Raw genomic sequence first — 21,111 nt, 5'->3', positions numbered from 1 at the left:
GCCCCTATTGGTGTCCGGCGGGCCCCGCTTCGGCCCCAGCGGCCACTCGGGTGCCCGGGCCCTTCTGCCACGATGGGCGACGGCCGTGGGACCGCCTCCGACGAGGCGCGCGGCAGCAGACAGATCCGGTGGACCGGCCGTGCAGCGCAGCACCTGGCCCTCCTCTCCGCCGTATTCCGCCATCCGGGTCCACCGGCTCGTCACCCCCCTAGCTCACCGTGCCTTCTTCCTCCATGCCCTCCGCCCCCGCCGCCGCACGCGCCGACCACGCGCCGTGGCGCTCCCTCAAGTACCGCAGCATGCGCTGGTGGTCGCTCGCGAACCTGGTGTCCAACGCCGGTACGTGGATGCAGCTCACGGTGCAGAACCTGCTGGTGCTCCAGATCACCGGCTCCGCCGCCGCGACCGGCCTGTCCCTGTCCGTGCAGGCGGCGCCCGGCCTCCTGGTGAGCGTCGCGGGCGGCGCCGCCGTCGACCGCTGGCCCCGCAAGCTCACCGCCGCCGTCAGCCAGGCGCTGCTCGGCGCGGTCGCCTTCGCCACGGCGCTGCTCGTCGCGTTCGACCAGCTCAACCTGGGCGTCCTGCTGGCACTCGCGGCGGTCACCGGCCTCATCGCCACCATCGACGGCCCCGCCTGCTCCCTGCTCGGCAACGACCTGGTCCGCCCCGAGGACGTCCCGTCCGCCATCGGCGTCGGCTCCCTCGTCAGCAACGCCGGACGGCTCGCGGGCGCCGGACTGGCCGGCCTCGCCGTCGGCGTCTTCGGCACGGCCGCCGCGTACGCCGCGAACGGCCTGTCCTTCCTCTTCGTCGCGGCCGTCATCCCGTTCCTCCGCCCCGTGGCGGCCGCCGTCACCCGGGCCGCCCCCGCGGCACCCGGCGCACCCGCCGACGACATGAGCGTCCGGGAGGGCCTGGCCTTCTTCGCCCGCCGCCCCCGGCTCGTCGCCCTGGCCGGCATCAGTGGCATCAGCGCGATCTTCGGCCGCAACTACGGCCTCACCCTCGCCGTGCTCGTCACCGGACCCCTGGCGGGCGGCGCGGGCGCCTTCGGCACGGTCTCCACCGTCCTGGCCGTCGGCGGCATCGTCGGCGCCGTCCTCGGCGCCCGGCTGCGCAAGCCGTCCGTACGCCTCGTCGGCACCCTCGCCGCCGCGGGCGCGCTGCTCCAGGTGGTGGCCGGGCTCTCCCCGTCCCTCGCCGTGCTCCTGGTCCTCGTCCTGCCGATGGCCGTCGTGGAGTCGGTCTCCGACACCGCCGGGACGACCGTCCTCCAGACCGACCCGCCCGCCCACATGCGCGGCCGCGTCCTCGGCGTGTGGAACACCATCCGCACCATGTGGTCCCTCGCCGGCCCGCCGGCGCTCGGCCTCCTCATGGAACTGGCCGGCGCCCGCGGGGCCCTGGTCGCCGGCGGCCTGCTCATCGCCGGCGCGATCGGCGCCGGGCACCTGCTGCGCCGCCGCCGCACCCCGGAGCCGGTCCTCATCCGCCCGGAAACCGCGGCGGTCCCGGCCCTCTCCACGGCGGCCTGACACCCGGCCCCTCCGGGCCGCCCGTCAGCGGCCCGGCGGCCGGATCGGGGCGGCCGCCTGGGCGGCGCGCCGGGCCAGCAGCGTGGTGGAGCGGCCGTCCAGGTACGGGAGCACCACCGCCTGGCCGCCCCACGCACGGAGCACCTCCGCCTCCGGCAGGTCCTCCGCGGAGTAGTCGCCGCCCTTGACCCACACGTCCGGCCGCAGCCGGCCCAGCAGCTCGGCGGGCGTGTCCCCGTCGAAGACGGCGACCGCGTCGACGCTGCCCAGACCCGCGAGGACCCGCACCCGGTCGGGCAGCGGGTTCAGCGGCCTGCCCGGCCCCTTCAGCCGCCCGACCGACTCGTCGGAGTTCACACACACGATCAGGCAGTCGCCGATCCGCCGGGCGCTCTCCAGCAGGCCCACGTGGCCCGCGTGCAGCAGGTCGAAGCAACCGCCCGTCGCGACCACCGTCCCGCCCCGCGCCCGTACCTGCTCGGCGAGCACGAACGGATCGGTCTCCGGCACCTCCCGGGGCCCGGCCGGCGGCGGCGTACGCCACAGCGACGGGTTGCCGGCGCCGCCCGCCGCGACGAACGCCGCCGCCTCGGCCACCGCCCGCTGCACCGCCTCCTCCGGCAGGGCGCCGTCCGCCAGCGCGGCGGCCGTCGCGGCGGCGAAGCAGTCGCCCGCGCCGCAGGCGTCGCCCTCCGCCCGGTACGGCGCCGGCACCAGCATCGGGGTCGTCGTGCCCGGCCGGGTGAGCAGCACGCCCCGCTCGCCGAGCGTCACGGCCACCGCGGCCACCCGCCACCGCTCCGCCAGGTCGGCGCCCCGCTCGGCGAACGCCCGCAGCGAGTCGCCGTCACCCCGGCACAGCGCCATCGTCTCGGCGGCGTTCGGCGTCACGATCCGCGAGCCCGGCACCGGCGCGTCACCCTTCAGGTGCGGGTCCCACACCACCGGCACCTTGGGCGCGACGGCCGCCAGGTGGTCCCGTACCGCGCTCGCGGTGTGCCGCCCGTAGTCCGCCACGAGCACCGCGTGGGCCTGCGCGAGCGTGTCGCGCACCGCCCCGTCCGGCTCGCCGGGGTCACCGCCGCCGCGGTCGATCCGCACCAGCGGGCGGCCGGACGCCAGCACCCGCGTCTTCACCGGCAGCGTGCCGTTCAGCGGCAGCTCCACCAGCCGGACACGGCCGCGCAGGCTGCGCCGCACCGCCTCGCTCGCCGGGTCGTCGCCCAGCGCGGTCACCAGGACCACGTCCCGCCCGCCGCGCGTCGCGAGCGCGGCCGCGAGCCCCGCACCGCCGGGGCGGCGCTGGTCGCCGGTGACGTCGACCACCGGCGCGGGGGCGTCGGGGGTCAGCCGGGTGGACACCCCCTCGATGTCCTCGTCCAGCAGGACGTCACCGACCACCACCAAGGGCTTGTACGCGCTCATGACATCCTCCGCCGGGCCGCGACCGGCGCCGCCGCGCCCGCCGCACGAGTGGGTCGCCCCGCCGCCACCTGTGCCTCCACCGCCGCGTCGAAGTACTCGCACAGCAGGTGGACGGCCACCAGATGGGTCTCCTGGACGGTCGCGGTCGAGTCCGCCTCCACGCAGCAGGCCTCGTCGGCCGCCTCCGCCAGCGGATTGGGGCGCGGGCCGGTCAGCGCCCAGACGCGCAGCCCCGCCCGGCGCGCGGTCACCGCCGCCGCGACCAGGTTCGCGCTGTGGCCCGAGGTGGACAGCAGCACCAGGACGTCACCGGGACGGCCGTGGGCGGCGACCTGACGGGCGTACACCTGGTCGAACCCGTAGTCGTTGCCGATGGCCGTGACGCTGGACGTCTCGGCGTGCAGGGAGATGGCCGAGAAGGCGGGACGCTCCCGCCGGTAGCGGCCCACCAGCTCGGCCGTCAGGTGCTGCGCCTGGGCCGCGCTGCCGCCGTTGCCGGCGGCCAGCAGCCGGCCGCCGACCGGGAGGACGGCCGCCAGGTGGCCGCCCCACTCCGCGATCCGGTGCAGATGCCGCTGCCGGAAGTGGCCGAGCGCGTCCTGCAGCGCCCGGCAGTGCTCGTGCGCCGCGTCGAGGGTCGGGGGAGCGGTGGGAGAAGCGAGGGGATCGGTCATGGCGTTCGGGCGTACCGCTCTCCCGTCGTGGACGGGGCGGCGGCGGGGCCCGCACCTCCTTCGGTCGTCGTCGTCACCGTGGACCGTGGTCAGGCCACGCCCGTCACGGCGGGCCGGGCGGCGAGCACCGCGGCGTACTCCTTCTCGGTGGCCGCCGCCACCCGCGCCCAGCCGTACCGGCTCAGCACCCTGCGGCGGCCGGCCGCCCCGCACGCCGCCCGCAGCGCGGGGTCGGCGAGCAGTTCGCCCACCGCCCGCGCCAGCGCGTCGGGGTCCCGGGGCGGCACCAGCCGGCCGGTGGCCGGGTCGGCGACCGTGTCGAGCTGCCCGCCCACCGCACTGGCGACCACGGGCCGCCCGCACGCCATGGCCTCCAGCGGCACGATGCCGAACGGCTCGTAGTCCGCCGGGCAGAGCACCACGTCCGCGCTGCGCAGCAGCGGCGCCACGTCTTCGGGCGGTACGCCCCCGGTGAACCGGACCCGGTCCGCGACCCCGGCGAGCCGGGCGATCTCCCGCAGCCGGCGCACCTCCGGGTCCTCGTCGAGCCGGCCGGGCGGCGGGCCGCCGACGATGAGCAGCTCGGCGTCCGGCAGCCGGGTCAGCGCCGTGACGGAGACCGCGGCGCCCTTGCGGGGGACCAGGCGGCCGAGCTGGAGCAGCCGATGGCGGTGGGCGCCGTCCCGCTCGGCGACGGGGCCGTCCGGGGAGAACTGCTCGGTGTCCACGCCGCACGGCACGACACCCACCTTGCCGGCCGGTATGCGCATCCGCCCCAGCTCGAACACCTCGTCGTGGCAGGTGGCGATGACCCGGTCGCACCCCAGGCCCACCTCCCGCTCCCGGTCGACGCGCTCCGGCGGGCTCGTGTCGGCCTGCCGCTGGTGGCGCCGCTTCACCGTGCCCAGCGCGTGGTACGTGTGCAGCAGCGGCAGACGCGCCTCCCGGGTCGCCCCCAGGGACGCCACACCGGACATCCAGAAGTGCGAGTGGACCAGATCGGGCGGCCGGGCGCGCCACTCCTGGGCCATCCAGCGGCCGAACGCCGCCATGTGCGGCAGGAGTTCGTCCTTGGGGATCGGCTCGGGCGGCCCGGCGGGCACGTGGCGCACCTCGACGCCCGGCCGCAGCATCACCCGGTCCGGGAGGTCCCGGGAGTCGTGGCGGGTGAAGACGGTGACACGGTGGCCCCGGTCGGCGAGCGCGCCCGCGAGGCGTGCCACGTGCACGTTCTGGCCACCGGCGTCGACGCCGCCCAGTACGGCGAGCGGGCTCGCGTGCTCCGAGACGAGCGCGATGGACAGCCGGGGGCCGTCGCCGTCCCCGGCCCGGCCGGCCGCGCCGACAGCCGTCCCGGCGCCGAGGCCCACGCCGACGCCGGCGATGCCGATCGCCTCGGTGGCCGGAGCCCCGGCCGCCTCCGCCTCAAGAGCCTCGGCCTCGGCATCGATGGCGCTCAGGCCGTCGGCGCCGTCGATACCGTCCATGCCGCCGGTGTCACCGATGTCGTCGTCCAGGGGATCGAGGGATGTCATGAGCGCACCTCCGTCATCACACGCTCCCAGTCGTCCAGGAAGCGTTTGAGTCCGTACCGTTCGAGCGCCGCCTGCCGGGCGCGGGCGCCGTCCTCGGCCGCCGCCTCCGGCTCGTTCAGGTACGTCCGGGCGGCCCGCGCCAGCACCTCGGGCCGCGTCGACAGCGTCCCGGCGCCCGCCGGCACCGCCTCGATGGCCTCCGTCGTGGCCAGTGCCACGACCGGCATCCCCAGGTGCATCGCCTCCAGCAGCGACAGCCCCAGGGACGTCCAGCGGACGGGATGCAGGTAGAGCCGGCGCTCCGCCATCGCCGCGTGCAGCTCCCGCTGCGGCAGGTCGGCGCTCCGGCACCGCTCCTCGGGCACACCCAGGTGCGCCGCGAGCCCCTCGGTGCGCATGCCGAACACGTCCAGCGGCGCCGCGCCGCACAGGGCGGGCAGCAGGTCCGTACCGGTGTACCGGCCGCGCCGCACCGGCTCGTTGACGACGACCGCCGCCCGCGCGAGGCGCCCGGTGTACAGGTGCCCCGGGTCGACGACGCCGTGCTCGATCACCTCGGTGCGGGCCGATCCGTTGTCCCAGAACAGCCGGTTGAAGTGCGTGACGTGCACCAGTGTCAGGTCCGTGCGGTCCGCGCACGGATGACGGGTGTCGGGAACGTTCCCGTCGGGCGCGTTGTGCTCCAGGTACACGGCCGGGACGTCGCGGCCCGGACGGCGCCCGCCCAGCCAGCGCTCGGCCAGCTCCGGCTCGTGCGGGCGCTGGAGGACCACCAGGTCCACCGGCGCGTCCCGCAACTGCCGGGGCGTCACCTCCCGTACCGAGTCGGGCCAGGTGAAGGTGCGCGCCCGGCCCAGGCCGTCCGGGCCCCGGTCCGGCGTGACGGGCACCAGGTACGTGTGGGGCCCCTGGACGAACGCCGTCGTCCAGGACCCGTGCACATGCCACAGCAGGATGTTCATCGGCCGCCTCCTCCCGTCACCGCGACGCGTCGTCGGTGTCGTCGGAGCGGAAGAAGTCCCCGCGCCGGACCGCGTACGGGCCGATGGCCAGCAGGTCCACGGGCGACGAGCCGAAGCACTCCAGGGCGTCACGCGGGTCGTCCACCATCGGCCGGCCCGCCGTGTTCAGGCTGGTGTTGACCACCACGGGAAGCCCGGTGCGCCGCTCGAACTCGGTCAGCATCCGCGCCACCAGCGGCTCGGTGCGCCGGTCGACCGTCTGGATGCGCGCCGTGCCGTCGACGTGCACCACGGCCGGGATGCGCTCCCGCCACTCGGGCGCCACGTCGTGGACGAACAGCATGTACGGGCTCGGGATCACCCCGTCGAAGATCTCCGCCGCCCGGTCCTCGAGCACCATCGGCGCCACCGGCCGGAACTGCTCGCGCCCCTTGACGTCGTTGAGCCGCTCCAGGTTGCCCGCGTGCCCCGGGTGCGCCAGCAGCGAGCGGTGCCCGAGCGCCCGCGGCCCGTACTCCGAACGCCCCTGGAACCACGCCACGATCGCGTTGTCCGCCAGCGCCTGGGCGACCGTCTCCGCGATGTCCGCCGGCCGGTCGAACGGCACCGCGGCCGTCTTCAGCCAGGCGCCCAGCTCCGCGTCGGACCAGTCCCGCCCCAGGTCGGCGCCCGGCATGGGCGTGGGGTCGTCCCCGCCGCCCGCCGCCAGCAGCAGCGCACCGCCCAGCGCCGTACCGGCGTCACCGGCCGCGGGCTGCACCCACACCCGGTCGAACGGTCCCTCGGCCGCGATCCGCGCGTTGGCCACGCAGTTGAGGGCGACACCTCCGGCCAGGGTCAGCAGGCGGTCGTGGGTCTGACCGTGCAGCCAGCGCACCAGGTCCAGCAGCGTCTCCTCCAGCACCGCCTGCGCGCTCGCGGCGATGTCGGCGTGGTCCTGCGTCCACGCCTCCTCCGGGCGGCGGCGCGGGCACAGCTCCGCCCACGGCACTCCCGTCGCGTGGAACCCCCCGTCACCGGTGGGATACACGTACCGGCGCAGCTCGGGGAGCATCCGGGGCCGGCCGTGGGACGCCAGCGCCATCACCTTGAACTCGTCGGAGGAACGCAGGAATCCCAGGTGGTCGGTCAGCTCCTCGTAGACCAGCCCCAGCGAGTGCGGCAACTCCTGCGCGCACAGCGCCTCCAGCCGGTCGTGCACGCGCCGCGCCGCCAGGTGCGAGGCCCGCTCGCCCCGCCCGTCGAGGACCAGCACCGACGAGGTGTCCGCGCCCTCGGCGGCGAAGGCACCGGAGGCGGCGTGCGCCATGTGGTGCGGCACGAAACGGACGATCTCCGGGTCGAGGCCCGGCAGCGCCGCCCTGAGGAACCCGGGCGCCTCACGCGCGTACGTCAGCCGCAGGTGGTCCCACGGGTCGTCCAGCCCCATCTGCTCGGCGGGCCGGGCCAGTCCGGGATCGAAGGAGTACGCCACCGCGTCCAGGTCCTGGGGGCGCAGGCCCGCCCGCTTCAGGCACCAGGCGGCGGCCGCCCCGGGCAGTTCCCAGGCGGAGAACGGCACCGGCCGCTTCCCGTGCTTGCGGCGGGAGAACCGCTCCTCCTCCGCGGCGGCGACGGTCCGGCCGTCGATGACCAGTGCGGCGGCGGGATCGTGGAAGAGAGCGTTGATTCCGAGAATGCGCATGGGGTCCCTGGCCTTTCGGCGAGTAGGGGGAGGACGGCCGGGGACGTCGGGGCGTCCCCGGCCGCTTCGCGGACGGGTCCGCTCAGGCGGGGGAGTCCGCGTGGCCGCGGAACCAGGCGATGGTGCGCCGCAGGCCCTCTTCGGCGTCGACGCGCGGCTCCCACTGGAGCTTGTCGCGGGCCAGTGTGATGTCCGGGCAGCGCACGGCGGGGTCGTCCGTGGGCCGTTCGATGAAACGGATCTCCGAGTCGGAGCCGGTCAGGCGGATGACGAGCCGGGCCAGGTCCAGCATGGTGATCTCGGTCGGGTTGCCGATGTTCACCGGGCCGCGCAGCCCGTGGGCGGCCGCGGCGAGGATGCCGCGCACGGTGTCGTCGATGTAGCACAGCGACCGCGTCTGGAGGCCGTCGCCGGTGACGGTGAGGGGTTCCCCGTCGAGCGCCTGGCGGACGAAGGTGGGCACGGCCCGGCCGTCGTGGCCGCGCATCCGCGGACCGTAGGTGTTGAACAGCCGGACGATGCCGGCGTCCGTGCCGTGCACCTCCGCCTCGGCGGTGGTGAGCGCCTCGCCGAACCGCTTGGCCTCGTCGTACACGCTGCGCGGACCGACCGGGTTCACGTTGCCCCAGTACCGCTCGTTCTGCGGGTGCTGCTGCGGGTCGCCGTACACCTCGGAGGTGGAGGCGAGCAGGAACCGTGCCTCCGACCGGTGCGCGAGGTCCAGCGCGTGCCGGGTGCCCAGGCTGCCGGCGTCCAGTGTGTGCAGCGGCAGGCGCAGATAGTCGGCGGGCGACGCGGGCGACGCGAAGTGCAGCACCAGGTCGGGCGGGCGCTCCACGGTGAAGGGCTCCGAGACGTTCGCCTCCACGAGCGTGAAGCCGGGGCGGCCGAGCAGCCCGGATATGTTCTCCGGCCGCCCGGTGCTGAAGTCGTCGACGCAGGTGACGGCCGTGCCCGAGTCCAGCAGCGCGTGGCACAGGTGAGAGCCGACGAATCCGGCGCCGCCGGTGACGACGGCGTGTTCCCACCTGCGAGAGAAAGCGGTGTTCATTCGGTCTCCATCCGTACGCGGACGACGCTCCAGTGCCCCCCACACCTGCGACCAGGCTCGGCCGGACGGGGGCCGGGGGCGCGGTGGTGTGAGCCATCGGAGTGGTCACGAACGGTGACCGGCACGGGGGAAGGCGCGTTCCGTGTGCGTGTGACCTGCGGTCGAGGGCCCTGACGGGCGCGGCCGGGTACGCGCCTCGGGGCCCGGGGTTCCCGGGCGCGCGACGGGGGAGAGCGGCCTTGGGGCCCGGGGCCCGCTGGGCGTGGGGCGCGCCCAGCCACTTTGCCGCCCCGATCGGTCTGCTGCGGGCAGGCCGGGCGAGGCCGATGGGGGCGCCCGGGGGAGCGGCTCCGGCACGGCGAGGCCGCCCGACGGCCCACGCGGCCGGGCGTACGCCGAGCGGCGTCACCTGCCGGGCGAGTCAGCGGCCCAGCGAGTGACCGGCCGGGTGAGGCACCAACCGGGCACACCGGCCCAGCGAGTGACTGGCCGAGCGGGAAGCCGTCAGGGCGTGACGGTCTCGCTGGTGATCAGGTCGGCGAGGGCCCGCAGGCCGCCCTCCGTGAGGGCGCGGCGCTGCTGGTCGGCCGAGGTGCCCTGCTGGAGCAGCCGGTGCACCAGCGACGTCACCTCGCGGGTGTCGCCGGCCTCGTCGAGCGCGGGTGTGACGTGGTCGAGCAGCATCACCAGCACGTCACCGGCCCGGCGCGCCCGGCCGGCGGGATCGACGAGCAGGCCGCTGAGGCCATGGCGGGCGGCGTGCCAGTTCGACGCCTGGAGCAGCTCCGGCGGGCACTCGGGCAGCGGCAGGCCCGCCTTCTCCTCCCGGATGGCCGTGGCGATCATGGCCCGGATCAGTCCGGCGAACATCACCGCCGCGTCGGCACGGAGCTGCACGTCCGCGCAGCGCACCTCGATGGTCGGGTACTTGTCGGACAGCCGGGCCTGCCAGTAGAGCTGCCCCGTGTCGGTGATGATCCCGGTGTCCAGCAGCGCCTGTACGCGACTCTCGTGGTCCTCCAGCGAGGTGAAGCACGGCGGCGGTCCACTGACCGGCCAGCGCCCGAAGATCACCGTGCGCCAGCTCGCGAAACCCGTGTCCTTGCCGTCCCACAGGGGCGAATTGGCCGACATGGCGACCAGGACCGGCAGCCAGACCCGGATGCGGCTCAGGACGGCGACGCCCATCTCGCGGTCCGGCACGGCCGCGTGCACGTGCATCCCGTTGACGAGCTGTTCGGCCACGAGCTGGGGGGCCTGGTTGCGCATGGCCAGGTAGCGGGCCTTCTGGGTGACCGGCACCGGTGCGAGCTCGCGGTACGGGGCCGTCGCGCAGGCCGCGATCCGGCAGCCGTTCCTCTCCGCCGCCGTGCCGAGCGCGTGGCGCAGTCGCAGCAGGTGGCCGCCGACCTCCTCGAGGTCGGTGCACACGGGTGTGGCGACCTCCACCTGGGCCTGCAACAGCTCGGACTGGACCTCGGCGTCCTCCACGATCGGCCCCAGGCCCGCCGCCGCGCGTACGGGGTCCGCGAGCGGGACCGGCAGACACGTGTCCGGATCGAGCAGCAGGTACTCTTCCTCGACCCCAATGGTGATCATGTCGCCTCGGGTACCCTCCGAACGATCCGGTGAATCCGTCATCGCGGCGCCGCCCCGCCCGCGCCCCGGCACGCGTTCCGCCCACGCTCGTTCCCCCTGCGCGGCCCGTGCACCCACCGCGCGAGCCGCCGCGGCCGGCGGAACCGGACGGTCGTCCCCGCCGGACGGAGCCGGGCCACGGCCCCGGCGGTGCCGTCCACCGGCGGGCCCCCGGGCGGGCCGGCCGGCTCGTCCGGCGTGTGCGGCAGCGCGCCGCGCCGGCTGTGCCTGATCACGACCACGGTCGTGTGCGGATCCGTCACGGTACGGCTCCTTCCGTCGCCCCCTGGACGTCCAGGCGGCGCGCCGCCGCCTCCACCGCCGCCGGGAGCGGGCGGCGCTCGCGCAGCGCGGCGGGCAGCCTGCCCAGCAGGTCGCGCAGCGCCCGCCGCGCCTCCGGGTCCCCGGGCGCCCGCAGCGCGATCGCCCGGGTGTGCCGCAGGGCCACGGTCAGGGGGCGGCGCAGCCACGCCGTGAGGGCGGCGTTGCGGAGCTGGACGGCCCGCCGGCCGGGCCGCTCCCCGCCCAGCGGGCTGTGCACGGCCACCACGTCGGAGCAGTGGCACACGCCCCAGCCGCGCGCCGCCAGGTCGTACGCCAGCAGCGTCTCCTCGCCGCCCACGAAGAAGATCGGGTGGTAGCCGCCCGCCTCCAGGTACGCCTCCCGGCGGGCCACCGCGGCGCAGGCCAGGAACCCCAGCACCGGCGGCCCCGGCAGATCGGCCGCGCGCTCCAGGGGCGAGGCGGCGAGCCGGTCGTTCAGCGGGTCGGGCGGCCCGCCGTGGCCGACCCGGACGCGTGCGGCGAGCAGCCCCAGCCTCGGGTGGCGGTCCAGCAGGTCCGCCGCGCGGGCCAGCGCTCCCGGCTCCCACCACGAGTCGTCGTCGCTGAACGCCACGTACGGGGTACGGGCGTGCCGTACGCCGACGGTGCGGCCGGGCGCCCCGAGGTTGCGCCCCGGGCGCAGCACCGTGACGCCGGGGTGGCGCCCGGCGACCGCTTCCGGGGTGCCGTCGGTCGACGCGTTGTCGACCACGATCAGCGGTGGCCGCTCCGGCAGCGCGGCCAGGCGGTCGAGCGTCGCGAGCAACTGCTCACGGCGGTTGTGGGTGAGGACGACCACGCTGGTGCGGCTGTCGGTGGTCACGGGCGTACCACCTCCGGGTGGTCGGACAGGGCCTTGAGGACGTCGTCGGGGCGGATCCGCAGCAGCCGCGGGTCCGGCTCCCGGCCGTGCGGGTCGCCGGGCGGCCCGGGGTGCCACAGCGCCACGTGCCGCGTACCCGGCGGCGGCCCCCACAACCGGGGCGGAACCGGGCCGAACAGGGTGATCGAGGGCGTCCCGTACGCCACCGCCACATGGGCGATGCCCGTGTCTCCGCTCACCACCGCCGCGGCGCCCGCGATCAGGGCGGCCAGCCGCTCGAAGGGCAGCCCGCCCCGGAACACGGTGACGCCCCCGTCCTCGCCCGCGGGCACCCCGCCGGCCGTGTCCCGCAGGACCCGGTCCAGCAGCGCGTCCTCGCCGGGCCCGCCGGTCAGCGCCACCCGGTGCCCGCGCCCCGACAGGCCGCGGACGACCCGCGCGTACCGCTCGGCCGGCCAGCGCCGGGCCTCCGAGTCGGCGCCCGGGTGGACGACGACCGCGCCGGGCGCGGGGGACATCGCGCCCGGCGGCGGCAGCCGCAGATCGCCCGGGTCCGCGGGGATGCCGTACCACTCCAGCAGCCGGCACCAGCGGGCACGCTCGTGCTCCTCGGCCGTCCACGCGGGCCCCGCGATCTCCGGCGTACCGGGGTGGGCGAACGCCAGGAGCCGCCCGGGCCCGGTCCGTTGCAGCAGCCGGTGGCTGGACGGCCCCTTGCCGTGCAGGTCGACGGCCACCTCGGGGGGTGGCCCGGACCAATCCAGGCGCGTGGGCACGGCCCGGCCGGGCGCCGCTGCCGGCAGCAGCCGGTCCACCGCCCCGGACGCGGCCACGGGCGCCGCCAGCTCCTTCGGGGCGGCGAGCACGATCTCGTACGCGGGGAAGGCGCGCCGCAGCGCCCGCAGCGCGGGCACCCCCGTGAGCAGGTCGCCGAGCCCGAGTGCCCGCAGGACGAGCACGCGCGGCGTCACGCGCGGCCCCACGCGCCGTCCTCCAGGAGGTCGTTGCCCTGGAGCAGCTTCTCCACGGCCGCCAGCACGTCCTCCGCCGTCACCCGGTCCAGGCACGGATGGCCGGGCACGGGGCACTCCCGGGCCCTGCTGCCCGCGCACGGCGCCGACTGGTCGCCCAGCAGCACGTGCGGCACGCCGTAGGGGCCCCAGCGCCCGGCCGGGACCACCGGCGAGAACAGCGAGACGATCGGGGTGCCGACGGCCGCCGCCAGGTGTGCCGGGCCGGTGTTGCCGGTCACCACCGCGCCCGCCGCCGCGAGCACGGCCGCCAGTTGCGGCGGCTGCGTGCGCCCGCCCAGGTCCAGTCCGTCGCGCCCGGCGACCAGCGCGGTCAGCTCCCGCTCGTCCGGCCCGCCGGTGACGACGACCCGGTGGCCCGCCCCGGCCAGCAGCCGCACCGCGTGGGCGCACCGCTCAGGGCTCCACCGCCGGGCCGCCACGCTCGCCCCCGGGTGGACCACCACGTACGGCCCCGGTCCGGTCAGCTCCGGCGCGCCCGGCGCGTGCCGCACGCGCAGCCGGCCGTCGTCGCCCGGCGGGCGGGGGAAACCGGCCGCCTCGGCGAGGTCCAGGGCAGCCTCCGCCTCATGGGCGTCCGGCGCCCGCCGGTGGCGCACGTCCAGCAGCGAGCCGGGGAAGTCCACGCTGTCGGCGGCGATGTGCCCGACCCCGGCCATGCGCAGCAGCAGCGCGGCGGGCAGCGGGCTCTGGTGGAACGACGTGAGCACCACGGCGGCGTCGGCGCGCGCGGCGGCGATCCGGCCGACCACCCTGTCGACGTCGGCGCGTTCCACCCGCGGCGGGTCCAGGCCCACCCAGGGCGCGTCCCAGACCAGCACCTCGTCCACACCCGGCAGCAGCCGCGCGGCGGGCGCCCCGCGCGGCCCGCACAGCAGCGCCACCCGGTCCGCCCGGTGGGCCACCGCCCGCACGGCGGGCCCGGCGAGCAGGACGTCCCCGAAGCTGTCGAGCCGCACCACGAGCGCCCTCATGACCGCGCACCGCCGGCCGCCGCCCCGCCCGCCGCCGCGCCCTCCGCCCCGCCCAGCAGCAGCCTGGCGGCGTCCGGGAGGTCGCGGCACACGCGGGGCGCGGCCGCCACCTCCTCGGGGAGCGTGCGTGCCGTGGGCACCAGGATCGCGCCCGCGCCCGCCGCCCGTGCGGCGCCCATGTCGGAGCCGATGTCGCCGATCACCACGCAGTCCCCGGGCCGCACGCCCAGCAGCCGGGCCGCCTCCACGACCAGGCCGGGCGCCGGTTTGCGGCAGCCGCAGCGGTCCTCGGGAACGTGCGGACAGTGCGCCCACGCGCCGAACGGTCCGAGCAGGTCGTCCACGCGCGCGTTGACCGCCCGCACCTGGGCCTCGGTGAGCAGGCCGCGGCCGATGCCCGACTGGTTGGACACCACCCCGAGCCGCAGCCCGTGCTCCCGCAGCAGCCGCAGCGCCTCCCGCGCCCCCGGCATGGGCCGGACCTTCTCCGGGTCGCCGTTGTACGGGACGTCCTCGACGAGCGTGTCGTCACGGTCGAACAACACCGCCGCCGGGCGCCTCACAGGACGCCGTCCCAGCTCTCCGCCGAGCGGTGGCGCAGCTCCCCGGCCAGCCGGTGCCAGGTGGCGACGGCCGGGATCAGCGCGCTCGTCGCGGTCATCGTCACGATCTCGTCCACCGTCCGGGGCCCGGGGGCGATCCGGGCCCGGGCGAACTCCGCCGTCCCCAGCAGCCAGCACGCCGCCGCGCACAGCGCCGCCCGGCGCCGCCCGGAGGCCGCGAGCAGCGCCGCGCCGACGCCCGCCGCGGTGACGGCCGCGTGCCGCCGGACGCGGCCGCGCGGCGCCGCGGCGCGCTCCCACCAGTCCGGGCCGTGCAGCCGCTTCATCAGGGCGTCGTCGGCGTTGCCCTTCTGGAGCCGCACCGACACCCACCGGTCGGCGGGCCGCACCGGGTGCTCGGTGCGCCGCTCGCCGCGCACGATCCGCCAGCCCCCGTCGATCACCCGCAGCGCCAGGTCGGCGTCCTCGCGGAAGGCGCGCGGGAACCGCTCGTCGAAACCGCCCACCGCCTTGAGCACCTCGGTGCGGTACGCCATGTCGGCGGTGATCCACAGGGCGCCCTGGAGGCCCGCCGTGTTGCGTTCCCAGTCGGTGGGGCGGCGGTCGGCGGGCAGCGGCACCCGCAGCACGCCCTGCACGCCGCCCGTGTCGGGCCCGGCCTCCGCGAGGTCGCGGGCGAGCTGTTCGCGCCAGTACGCGCTGACGCGGACGTCGTCGTCGAGGAGGACCGTCCACGGCTCGTCCACCGCCCGCACCCCGGTGTTGCGGGCCGCGGCCGGGCCGCGCCCGCCGCTGCGCAGGACGACGGCCCGGTCCGCGAGCGCGCCCAGCGCCTCGACGGGCAGCGGGGCGCCCGGCGGGCCGGGACGGTCGTCGACCAGCACGATCCGGCTCGGTTCGGGCCCCTCGCAGGAGGCGAGGGCGGTGAGGCAGTCGGTCAGGCAGGGCCGTCCGATCGTGGGGACGACCACGGCGTACGAGGCGAGCGAGGGGATCATGCGTCTGCGCCTCCACATTCCGGGTCGGTTGCCGGAGCGGTGTACGGAATGCCCATGTCCGATCACTTTAGGCACATGTGGGAGGCGCCGCACGGGCTCAGCCGGTCAGATGGCGTTCCATCCAGTCGGCGGCGGTGCGCCGGAACAGCCGCCGGTTGTCCGCCCGCCGGAATTCGTGGCCCTCCTCGCGCAGCGTCAGCAGCTCCGCCGCGTGCCCGCGTTCCCGGGCCGCCCGGACGACCTGCTCCGACTCGCCCGGCGGCACGTTCGTGTCGTGCTCGCCGTGCACCGCCAGCAGCGGTACGCGCAGCTCGTCGATCCGGCTCATGGGGGACAGGGAGCGCAGCAGCTCCCGGTCGCGCACCGGGTGGCCGTACTTGTGCGCCGCCGACTCCGCGATCCACGGCTCCGTCCCGGCGAAGAACGTCGCGAAGTCCGACATCCCGCACACCGCGACGCCCGTGCGGAACAGCTCCGGGTGCCACACCAGCGAGGCGAGGGTGAGGTAACCGCCGTACGAGCGGCCCATCACGGCCAGCCGCGTGGGGTCGGCGCGCCCGGTCAGGACGGCGTGCGCCGCGCAGTCGGCCACGTCCTGGATCGCCGCGTAGCGGCCCGTACCGAGGTCGGCGTCCACGAACGAGCGCCCGTAGCCGGAGGAGCCGCGCACATCCGGCGCGAAGACGTCCAGGCCGCGCCCGGTCAGCTCGTGGTAGAGCGGCTCGAACACCGGCCGCTCCTGCTCCTCGGGACCCCCGTGCAGGTGGATCACGCACGGGGCGGGACGCCCCTCGGCGCGCCCCGGCGCCCGGTAGTACCAGCCGCCCAGGACCAGCCCGTCGCGGGCGGTGGGCCGCAGCGGCGCCGGACGCACCGGCGGGCGCCCCGGCGGCACGGCCTCGTCGTCCCGCGACGACCAGGGCGTGCGCGTCGGCGACGCGGTGCCCGACACCCACCACACGCCGGGCTTGCGCTGCGAGCCCGCCAGGGCGAGCACCATCCCGCCCGGCCCGGCCCTGCTGATCCGGGTGACCACCTCGTGCGGCAGGGCCACCTCGTGCGGGGGCGCCGTCCCGGTGGCCCCGCCGCTCGGCGCGGGCGCGGCGGGCCCGGCCGCCGCCGGCAGGCCCAGCGTGCTCAGCTCGCTGGCGCCCCGGACGTTCCAGGCGAGCGCGGCGGTACGGCCGTCCTCGGCGAACGCCAGCAGTTCCAGGTCGCAGCCGTCCCGTTCGGCCAGCACGGACAGGCCGCTTGGCCCGCCGTCCTCGTCCAGCCCGGCCGCCAGCAGCGCGGCGAACTCCCGCCCGTGGTCGCTGCGGAGCCACACCGTGCGCCCGTCCGGCGAGAAACGCCCGATCCAGGGGTCCCCGTCGGCGACCCGCAGCACCGATCCGGTGCCCAGGTCGGCGGTGCGCACCACCACGGCCTCCCGCCGCCCGCGCGGCCCCCGCCGCACCAGCGCCAGCCGGCCGTCCTGGCTGACGTCGCAGACCCGCAGGGTCGCCGCCCCGCTCTCGGCGGCCACCAGCACGGGGGAGCGGACGCCGTCGGGGTCGACCAGGTAGGCGCTGAGCCGGTCCCGTACCGCCCCGTCCACGCCCGCCTCACGGGGCCCCGGCCCGACCTCGCCCCGGTGCGCGCCGCCCAGCAGGGTGGCCTGGCCGTCCCGTTCGGCCCAGTCGGCCGGCAGCTCCCCGAAGGCGTCCCGTTCCTCCGCCGCCACCTCCTCCGGGGCGGGCGGGACCAGCGACGGCGGGGGCTCGGCCACGGTGACCGCCACGGCGGAACCGTCACGCGCCCAGCACCCCAGGTACGCCGAGCTTCCCGCGTCGGCGCCCGCCACGATCCGCCTGCCGGTGCCGTCCGGGCGTACGCACAGCACCCGGGTGTGCTCACCGCCGCCGGGTGCCACCGTGTAGGCGATCCAGCGCCCGTCGGGCGACCAGGCCACCTCCGTCACCGGGTCCGGGTCGGCGTCGAGCAGGTGGATGCCGCCGCCGTCGGCCGTGACGGTGCCGTGGGCCGGCCCCGTCCACAGTTGCGGCACCCCGGTCCGGTCGCAGATGAACGCCACGCGTTCGCCCGTGGGGTCCGCCGACGGGTACCAGCAGCCGTGCGACACCAGCGGCTGGGGGGTGTCCCGCAGGCCGGCCGCACCGGCCAGCGGCACCAGCAGGGGTGCCGCCGACGTGGTCCCGGTCAGGTGATCCTGTGCGTCTGCAGCCATGTCTCCAGCAACGCGATCTGCCACAGGGCGTTCGCCCCGCGCTTCGTCCGGTGGTCGTCGGGGGCGGCGAGGAGCTCGGCGACGTACTCGTCCCGGAAGACACCCCGCGCACGCGCCTCGGGGGCGGCCAGCGCCTGGCGGACCCGCTCGAGCACGGGCCCCGCCATGTGGCGGATCGCCGGCACCGGGAAGTAGCCCTTGGGCCGGTCGACCACCTCGCGCGGCAGCAGCGCCCGCCCCGCGTCCTTGAGCACGCCCTTGCCGCCCTGCGCCAGCTTCAGCTCCGGCGGGCAGGCCGCCGCGAGCTCCACCAGCTCGTGGTCCAGGAACGGCGTCCGGGCCTCCAGGCCCCAGTCCATCGTCATGTTGTCGACCCGCTTGACCGGGTCGTCCACCAGCATCACGTGCGTGTCCAGCCGCAGTGCCGCGTCCAGCGCGGTCTCGGCACCGGGCACGGCCATGTGCTCGCGCACGAACCGGCCGGAGACGTCGTGATCGGTGAGCATGTGCGGCTGGAGGATGCGGGCCATGTCGGTGTGCGGCCGGTCGAAGTAGACCTCCGCGTAGCGCTCGGGCTCACCCTCCCGCTCGACCGCGGCCAGGTCGGGGTACCACCGGTAGCCGGCGAACACCTCGTCGGCGCCCTGGCCGCTCTGGACGACGCTGACCTCCTTGGAGACCAGCTCCGACAGCAGGTGGAAGGCGACCACGTCATGGCTGATCATCGGCTCGCTCATGGCGGCTATCGCGCCGTCCAGGGCGGTCGACACCCGGTCGGAGGGCACCATGAGCTGGTGGTGGTCGGTCTCGTACCGGCGGGCGATCAGGTCCGAGTACATGAACTCGTCGCCCTCCTCGCCGCCCTCGGCCTCGAACCCCACGCTGAAGGTCGCCAGGTCCTTCTGGCCCTCCTCCGCGAGCAGGGCCACGATCAGCGACGAGTCCAGGCCGCCCGAGAGCAGCACACCGACCGGCACGTCGGCCACCATCCTGCGCCGCACCGCCGTGCGCAGCGCGTCCAGCACCGCGTCCCGCCAGTCCCCGGCGTCCATGCCGGCGAACTCGGGGCGGCGCGTGTAGGACGGCTGCCAGTAGCAGCGGTCCTCGTACGAGCCGTCCGGCTCCACCACGCGTACCGTCGCGGGCGGCAGCTTGCGCACCCCGTTGAGCACCGTGCGCGGCGCGGCCACCGTGGCGTGCCAGCTCAGGTACTGGTGCAGCGCGACGGGGTCGAGCGAGGTGTCGACGCCCCCGCCCGCCAGCAGGGCCGGCAGCGTCGAGGCGAACCGCAGCCGGCCGGGTGCGTGGCTCAGGTACAGGGGCTTGATGCCCAGACGGTCCCTGGCCAGCACCACCCGGCCGGTGTCGTTCTCGACGATGACGAACACGAACATGCCGACGAAGTGGTCGACGCAGTCCGTGCCCCACTGTCTGTAGGCCTTCAGGATCACCTCGGTGTCCGAAGTGGAGAAGAACCGGTGCCCCAGGGCGCGCAGCTTCGCGCGTACCTCCTGGTAGTTGTAGACGCACCCGTTGAACACCCCGGTGAGCCGGGCCTCGGTGTCGGTCATCGGCTGGGCGCCGCGCTCCGACAGGTCGATGATCTTCAGACGCCGGTGGCCGAGGGCCACCGGCCCCTGCGACCAGATGCCCCGGCCGTCCGGCCCCCTGGCCGCCAGCCGGTCGGTCATGCGCTCCACGGCGGCCACGTCCGGCCGCCGGTCGTCGAAGCGGATCTCACCGCTCAGGCCGCACATACGGCACCCCCCAGCACACCCGGGACCTCAGAGTCCTCCTCAACCCCATGTGAATCAATCACCACAGCTCCTCGAAGACGGGGAGCGGACACGCCTGCGCGTCATGTCAGCCGTGCGGCAGCCCGCTCCGTCCTGCCGGGTGCCCCATTGATCGCGGAGCATTCCCCCACCGGGCCGCCGCGACCCTCCGCCCACCGCACCGCCGGCCCCATGGCCACCCCCGCCACCAGGAACAACACGCCCAGGACGAGCCAGCCCAGCACCCCTCCGCCCAACACCAGCGTGGTCAGCAGCACCGGCCCCAGCATCCTCGCCACCGGCACACCCGTGCCGAAGAAGCCCTGGTACTGGCCCTGCCGCCCGGGCGGCGCCAGGTCGAACGCGATCTGCCAGGCACCCGCCGACTGCCGCATCTCGCCCCACACCAGCAGCACCGCCCCCACCAGCAGCGCGGCGACCGCGCCCCACACCGGGCCCTGCACCACCCCGGGCAGGGCGAAGACCGCACACGCGGCCAGCATCAGCGCCCCGCCCGTCCGCACGGTGCGCACCGCGCTGACCAGGCCGGTGACGGCCGCCGCGGTACGCACCTGGAACAGCATCACGGCGCCCGTGTTGAGCACCAGCAGCGCCGAGACCGTCCAGCCCGGCGCCGCCGTGCGCTCCACGATCCACAGCGGCAGGGCGAGGCTGATCAGAGGCATGCGCAGCAGCATCACCATGGTCAGGAAGGTGACCAGGGCGTACGGCCGGTCCCGCAGCACCGCGAGCCCGCCGGCCCCGGCGGACGGCGCCACGGCCACCGGCGACGGGGCCGGCGCGGGCAGCCGCCACAGCAGCAGGCCGCACCCGGCGAAGGCCGCCGCGTCCACGCCCAGCACGGTCAGGTACGCGGCCGGTGTCCCGGCGTACAGGGCCACCGCGCCCACCGCCGCCCCCACCGCCAGGCCGGCGTTGCCCGTCGACTGGAGGTGTGCCAGCACCCCCGTCCGCGCCTCCCGCCGCACCAGCCCCGCCAGCAGCGACTGGCGCGCCGCCGCGAGCCCGCACTGGGCGACGGCGTAGGCGCAGGCGACCGGCAGGAACCAGGCGTACGACCGTACGAGCAGCAGCGCCGCCACGGACAGCGCGGTCGCCCCCGCCAGCAGCACGGCCGTGGTCCGGGCCCCGCGGCGGTCGGCGAGGTGACCGAGCGGCACCCCGGCGACGGCGCCGACCGCCCAGGCCACGGTCAGACCGAGTCCGATCTGCGTGCCCGTGAGCCCGACGACCCGGGAGAAGTAGAGCGCGGAGCAGACGTAGAAGGCGCCGTCGCCCACGGAGTTGACCAATTGGGCGAGCGCCAGCCCCCGGGCGGGGCCGGGAGCGGGCAGCAGGGAGCCGGGAAACGACCGGAGAGACATGGGCATCCTCGGGCAGGCGGCGGCGGGCCGGGGGAGAGGGGGAGATCCGGTCCTCAACCTAGACCCGCCACTGGCCCATGGCATGGGCCATTCCGGAGCCGCCCGAGTGGGCCACTCGCCGCCCCGGGCCCACCGGTACGACGGCGCGGGAGCCCACCGGTACGACGGCGTGGGCGGCCATGACGAGGGGCGGGAGCCCATGTCCGAGGGAGCCGTCACGGGAGGCGGGGCGGGCACCCACGGCCCTTGGGCACCCATGACCACAGGCACCCGTACCCGAGGGGCGGGCGCCCGGGCGCCCGCCCCTCGGATCGTCACGGCTACTGCCTCATCTCGTGCCCGTCCCCTCGTCCTTGCCGGGCTGCGCCTGCTCCTCCTCGTTGGCGAGGCGCTCGCCCTCCGCCTGGGACGGAGTCGAACGGGCCACGTCGGGGTGCTCGTCCACACCCGGCTCCCGCTCGCCCTCCGCCTGGGAGGGGGTCGGGTAGTCCCACGCATCACTCATGG

Annotated in this window: 18 protein-coding genes; 1 reads left to right on the top strand and 17 read right to left on the bottom strand. The window is 76.3% G+C overall.

Annotated features, from left to right (window positions below):
- Positions 1–299 precede the first annotated feature (299 nt).
- Positions 300–1,535 (top strand): MFS transporter, encoded by a 1,236-nt coding sequence (locus E2B92_RS03010; RefSeq protein ID WP_235023693.1) that lies wholly within the window; start codon positions 300–302, stop codon positions 1,533–1,535.
- A 24-nt stretch (positions 1,536–1,559) separates the two neighbouring features.
- On the opposite strand, the gene rfaE2 is transcribed toward E2B92_RS03010, so the two are convergent.
- The 17 genes from rfaE2 to E2B92_RS32880 form a co-directional block, all read right to left on the bottom strand.
- Entirely contained in the window at positions 1,560–2,960 is a 1,401-nt protein-coding gene (rfaE2, locus tag E2B92_RS03005; protein WP_126883133.1) for a D-glycero-beta-D-manno-heptose 1-phosphate adenylyltransferase, read from the bottom strand.
- Positions 2,957–3,634 (bottom strand): D-sedoheptulose-7-phosphate isomerase, encoded by a 678-nt coding sequence (locus E2B92_RS03000; protein ID WP_126883134.1) that lies wholly within the window; start codon positions 3,632–3,634, stop codon positions 2,957–2,959. The genes rfaE2 and E2B92_RS03000 overlap by 4 nt, the downstream gene beginning before the upstream one ends.
- A gap of 89 nt (positions 3,635–3,723) precedes the next feature.
- Complete coding sequence (locus E2B92_RS02995) at positions 3,724–5,169, bottom strand: glycosyltransferase (RefSeq protein WP_235023658.1); 1,446 nt, start codon at positions 5,167–5,169, stop codon at positions 3,724–3,726.
- Positions 5,166–6,131, bottom strand: a complete 966-nt coding sequence (locus E2B92_RS02990) for a glycosyltransferase (RefSeq protein ID WP_126883135.1) — start codon at positions 6,129–6,131, stop codon at positions 5,166–5,168. Before E2B92_RS02990 ends, E2B92_RS02995 begins: the two co-directional genes overlap by 4 nt.
- A gap of 16 nt (positions 6,132–6,147) precedes the next feature.
- Positions 6,148–7,815 carry a carbamoyltransferase family protein gene (locus E2B92_RS02985; protein WP_126883136.1) on the bottom strand — a complete coding sequence of 556 codons (1,668 nt, stop codon included), beginning with the start codon at positions 7,813–7,815 and terminating at the stop codon, positions 6,148–6,150.
- A gap of 82 nt (positions 7,816–7,897) precedes the next feature.
- Positions 7,898–8,866: a UDP-glucuronic acid decarboxylase family protein gene (locus E2B92_RS02980; RefSeq protein ID WP_126883137.1), complete on the bottom strand. Its 969-nt coding sequence runs from the start codon at positions 8,864–8,866 to the stop codon at positions 7,898–7,900.
- Between the two features lie 504 nt (positions 8,867–9,370).
- A complete protein-coding gene (locus E2B92_RS02975) occupies positions 9,371–10,465 on the bottom strand; it encodes a carboxylate-amine ligase (protein WP_126883138.1) in 1,095 nt (364 codons plus the stop codon).
- Positions 10,466–10,503: 38 nt separating this feature from the next.
- Positions 10,504–10,767, bottom strand: a complete 264-nt coding sequence (locus E2B92_RS02970; RefSeq protein WP_133087373.1) for a hypothetical protein — start codon at positions 10,765–10,767, stop codon at positions 10,504–10,506.
- A complete protein-coding gene (locus E2B92_RS02965) occupies positions 10,764–11,651 on the bottom strand; it encodes a glycosyltransferase family 2 protein (RefSeq protein ID WP_235023657.1) in 888 nt (295 codons plus the stop codon). The genes E2B92_RS02970 and E2B92_RS02965 overlap by 4 nt, the downstream gene beginning before the upstream one ends.
- The gene (locus E2B92_RS02960) at positions 11,648–12,622 is read right to left on the bottom strand and encodes a glycosyltransferase family 9 protein (RefSeq protein ID WP_126883192.1); all 975 of its coding nucleotides are present in this window, start codon (positions 12,620–12,622) and stop codon (positions 11,648–11,650) included. The genes E2B92_RS02965 and E2B92_RS02960 overlap by 4 nt, the downstream gene beginning before the upstream one ends.
- On the bottom strand, positions 12,619–13,656 hold the full coding sequence (locus E2B92_RS02955) for a glycosyltransferase family 9 protein (protein ID WP_126883139.1): 1,038 nt from the start codon (positions 13,654–13,656) through the stop codon (positions 12,619–12,621). The genes E2B92_RS02960 and E2B92_RS02955 overlap by 4 nt, the downstream gene beginning before the upstream one ends.
- Entirely contained in the window at positions 13,653–14,201 is a 549-nt protein-coding gene (locus tag E2B92_RS02950) for a D-glycero-alpha-D-manno-heptose-1,7-bisphosphate 7-phosphatase (RefSeq protein WP_399430744.1), read from the bottom strand. The genes E2B92_RS02955 and E2B92_RS02950 overlap by 4 nt, the downstream gene beginning before the upstream one ends.
- Positions 14,202–14,215: 14 nt before the next feature.
- Positions 14,216–15,217, bottom strand: a complete 1,002-nt coding sequence (locus tag E2B92_RS33245) for a glycosyltransferase family 2 protein (RefSeq protein WP_126883140.1) — start codon at positions 15,215–15,217, stop codon at positions 14,216–14,218.
- A gap of 97 nt (positions 15,218–15,314) precedes the next feature.
- A complete protein-coding gene (locus E2B92_RS02940; RefSeq protein WP_126883141.1) occupies positions 15,315–17,444 on the bottom strand; it encodes a prolyl oligopeptidase family serine peptidase in 2,130 nt (709 codons plus the stop codon).
- Positions 17,417–19,201 (bottom strand): N-acetylglutaminylglutamine amidotransferase, encoded by a 1,785-nt coding sequence (locus E2B92_RS02935; protein ID WP_126883142.1) that lies wholly within the window; start codon positions 19,199–19,201, stop codon positions 17,417–17,419. Before E2B92_RS02935 ends, E2B92_RS02940 begins: the two co-directional genes overlap by 28 nt.
- Before the next feature lie 101 nt (positions 19,202–19,302).
- Positions 19,303–20,604, bottom strand: coding sequence for an MFS transporter (locus tag E2B92_RS02930; protein ID WP_126883143.1), 1,302 nt, complete (start codon positions 20,602–20,604; stop codon positions 19,303–19,305).
- A 328-nt stretch (positions 20,605–20,932) separates the two neighbouring features.
- The gene (locus tag E2B92_RS32880) at positions 20,933–21,109 is read right to left on the bottom strand and encodes a hypothetical protein (RefSeq protein ID WP_185923474.1); all 177 of its coding nucleotides are present in this window, start codon (positions 21,107–21,109) and stop codon (positions 20,933–20,935) included.
- Positions 21,110–21,111: the final 2 nt, after the last annotated feature.

Origin of the sequence: Streptomyces sp. WAC05374 (genome assembly GCF_004353505.1) — a bacterium.
Lineage (GTDB): Bacteria > Actinomycetota > Actinomycetes > Streptomycetales > Streptomycetaceae > Streptomyces.
This window is presented reverse-complemented; position numbering and strand designations above follow the sequence as displayed.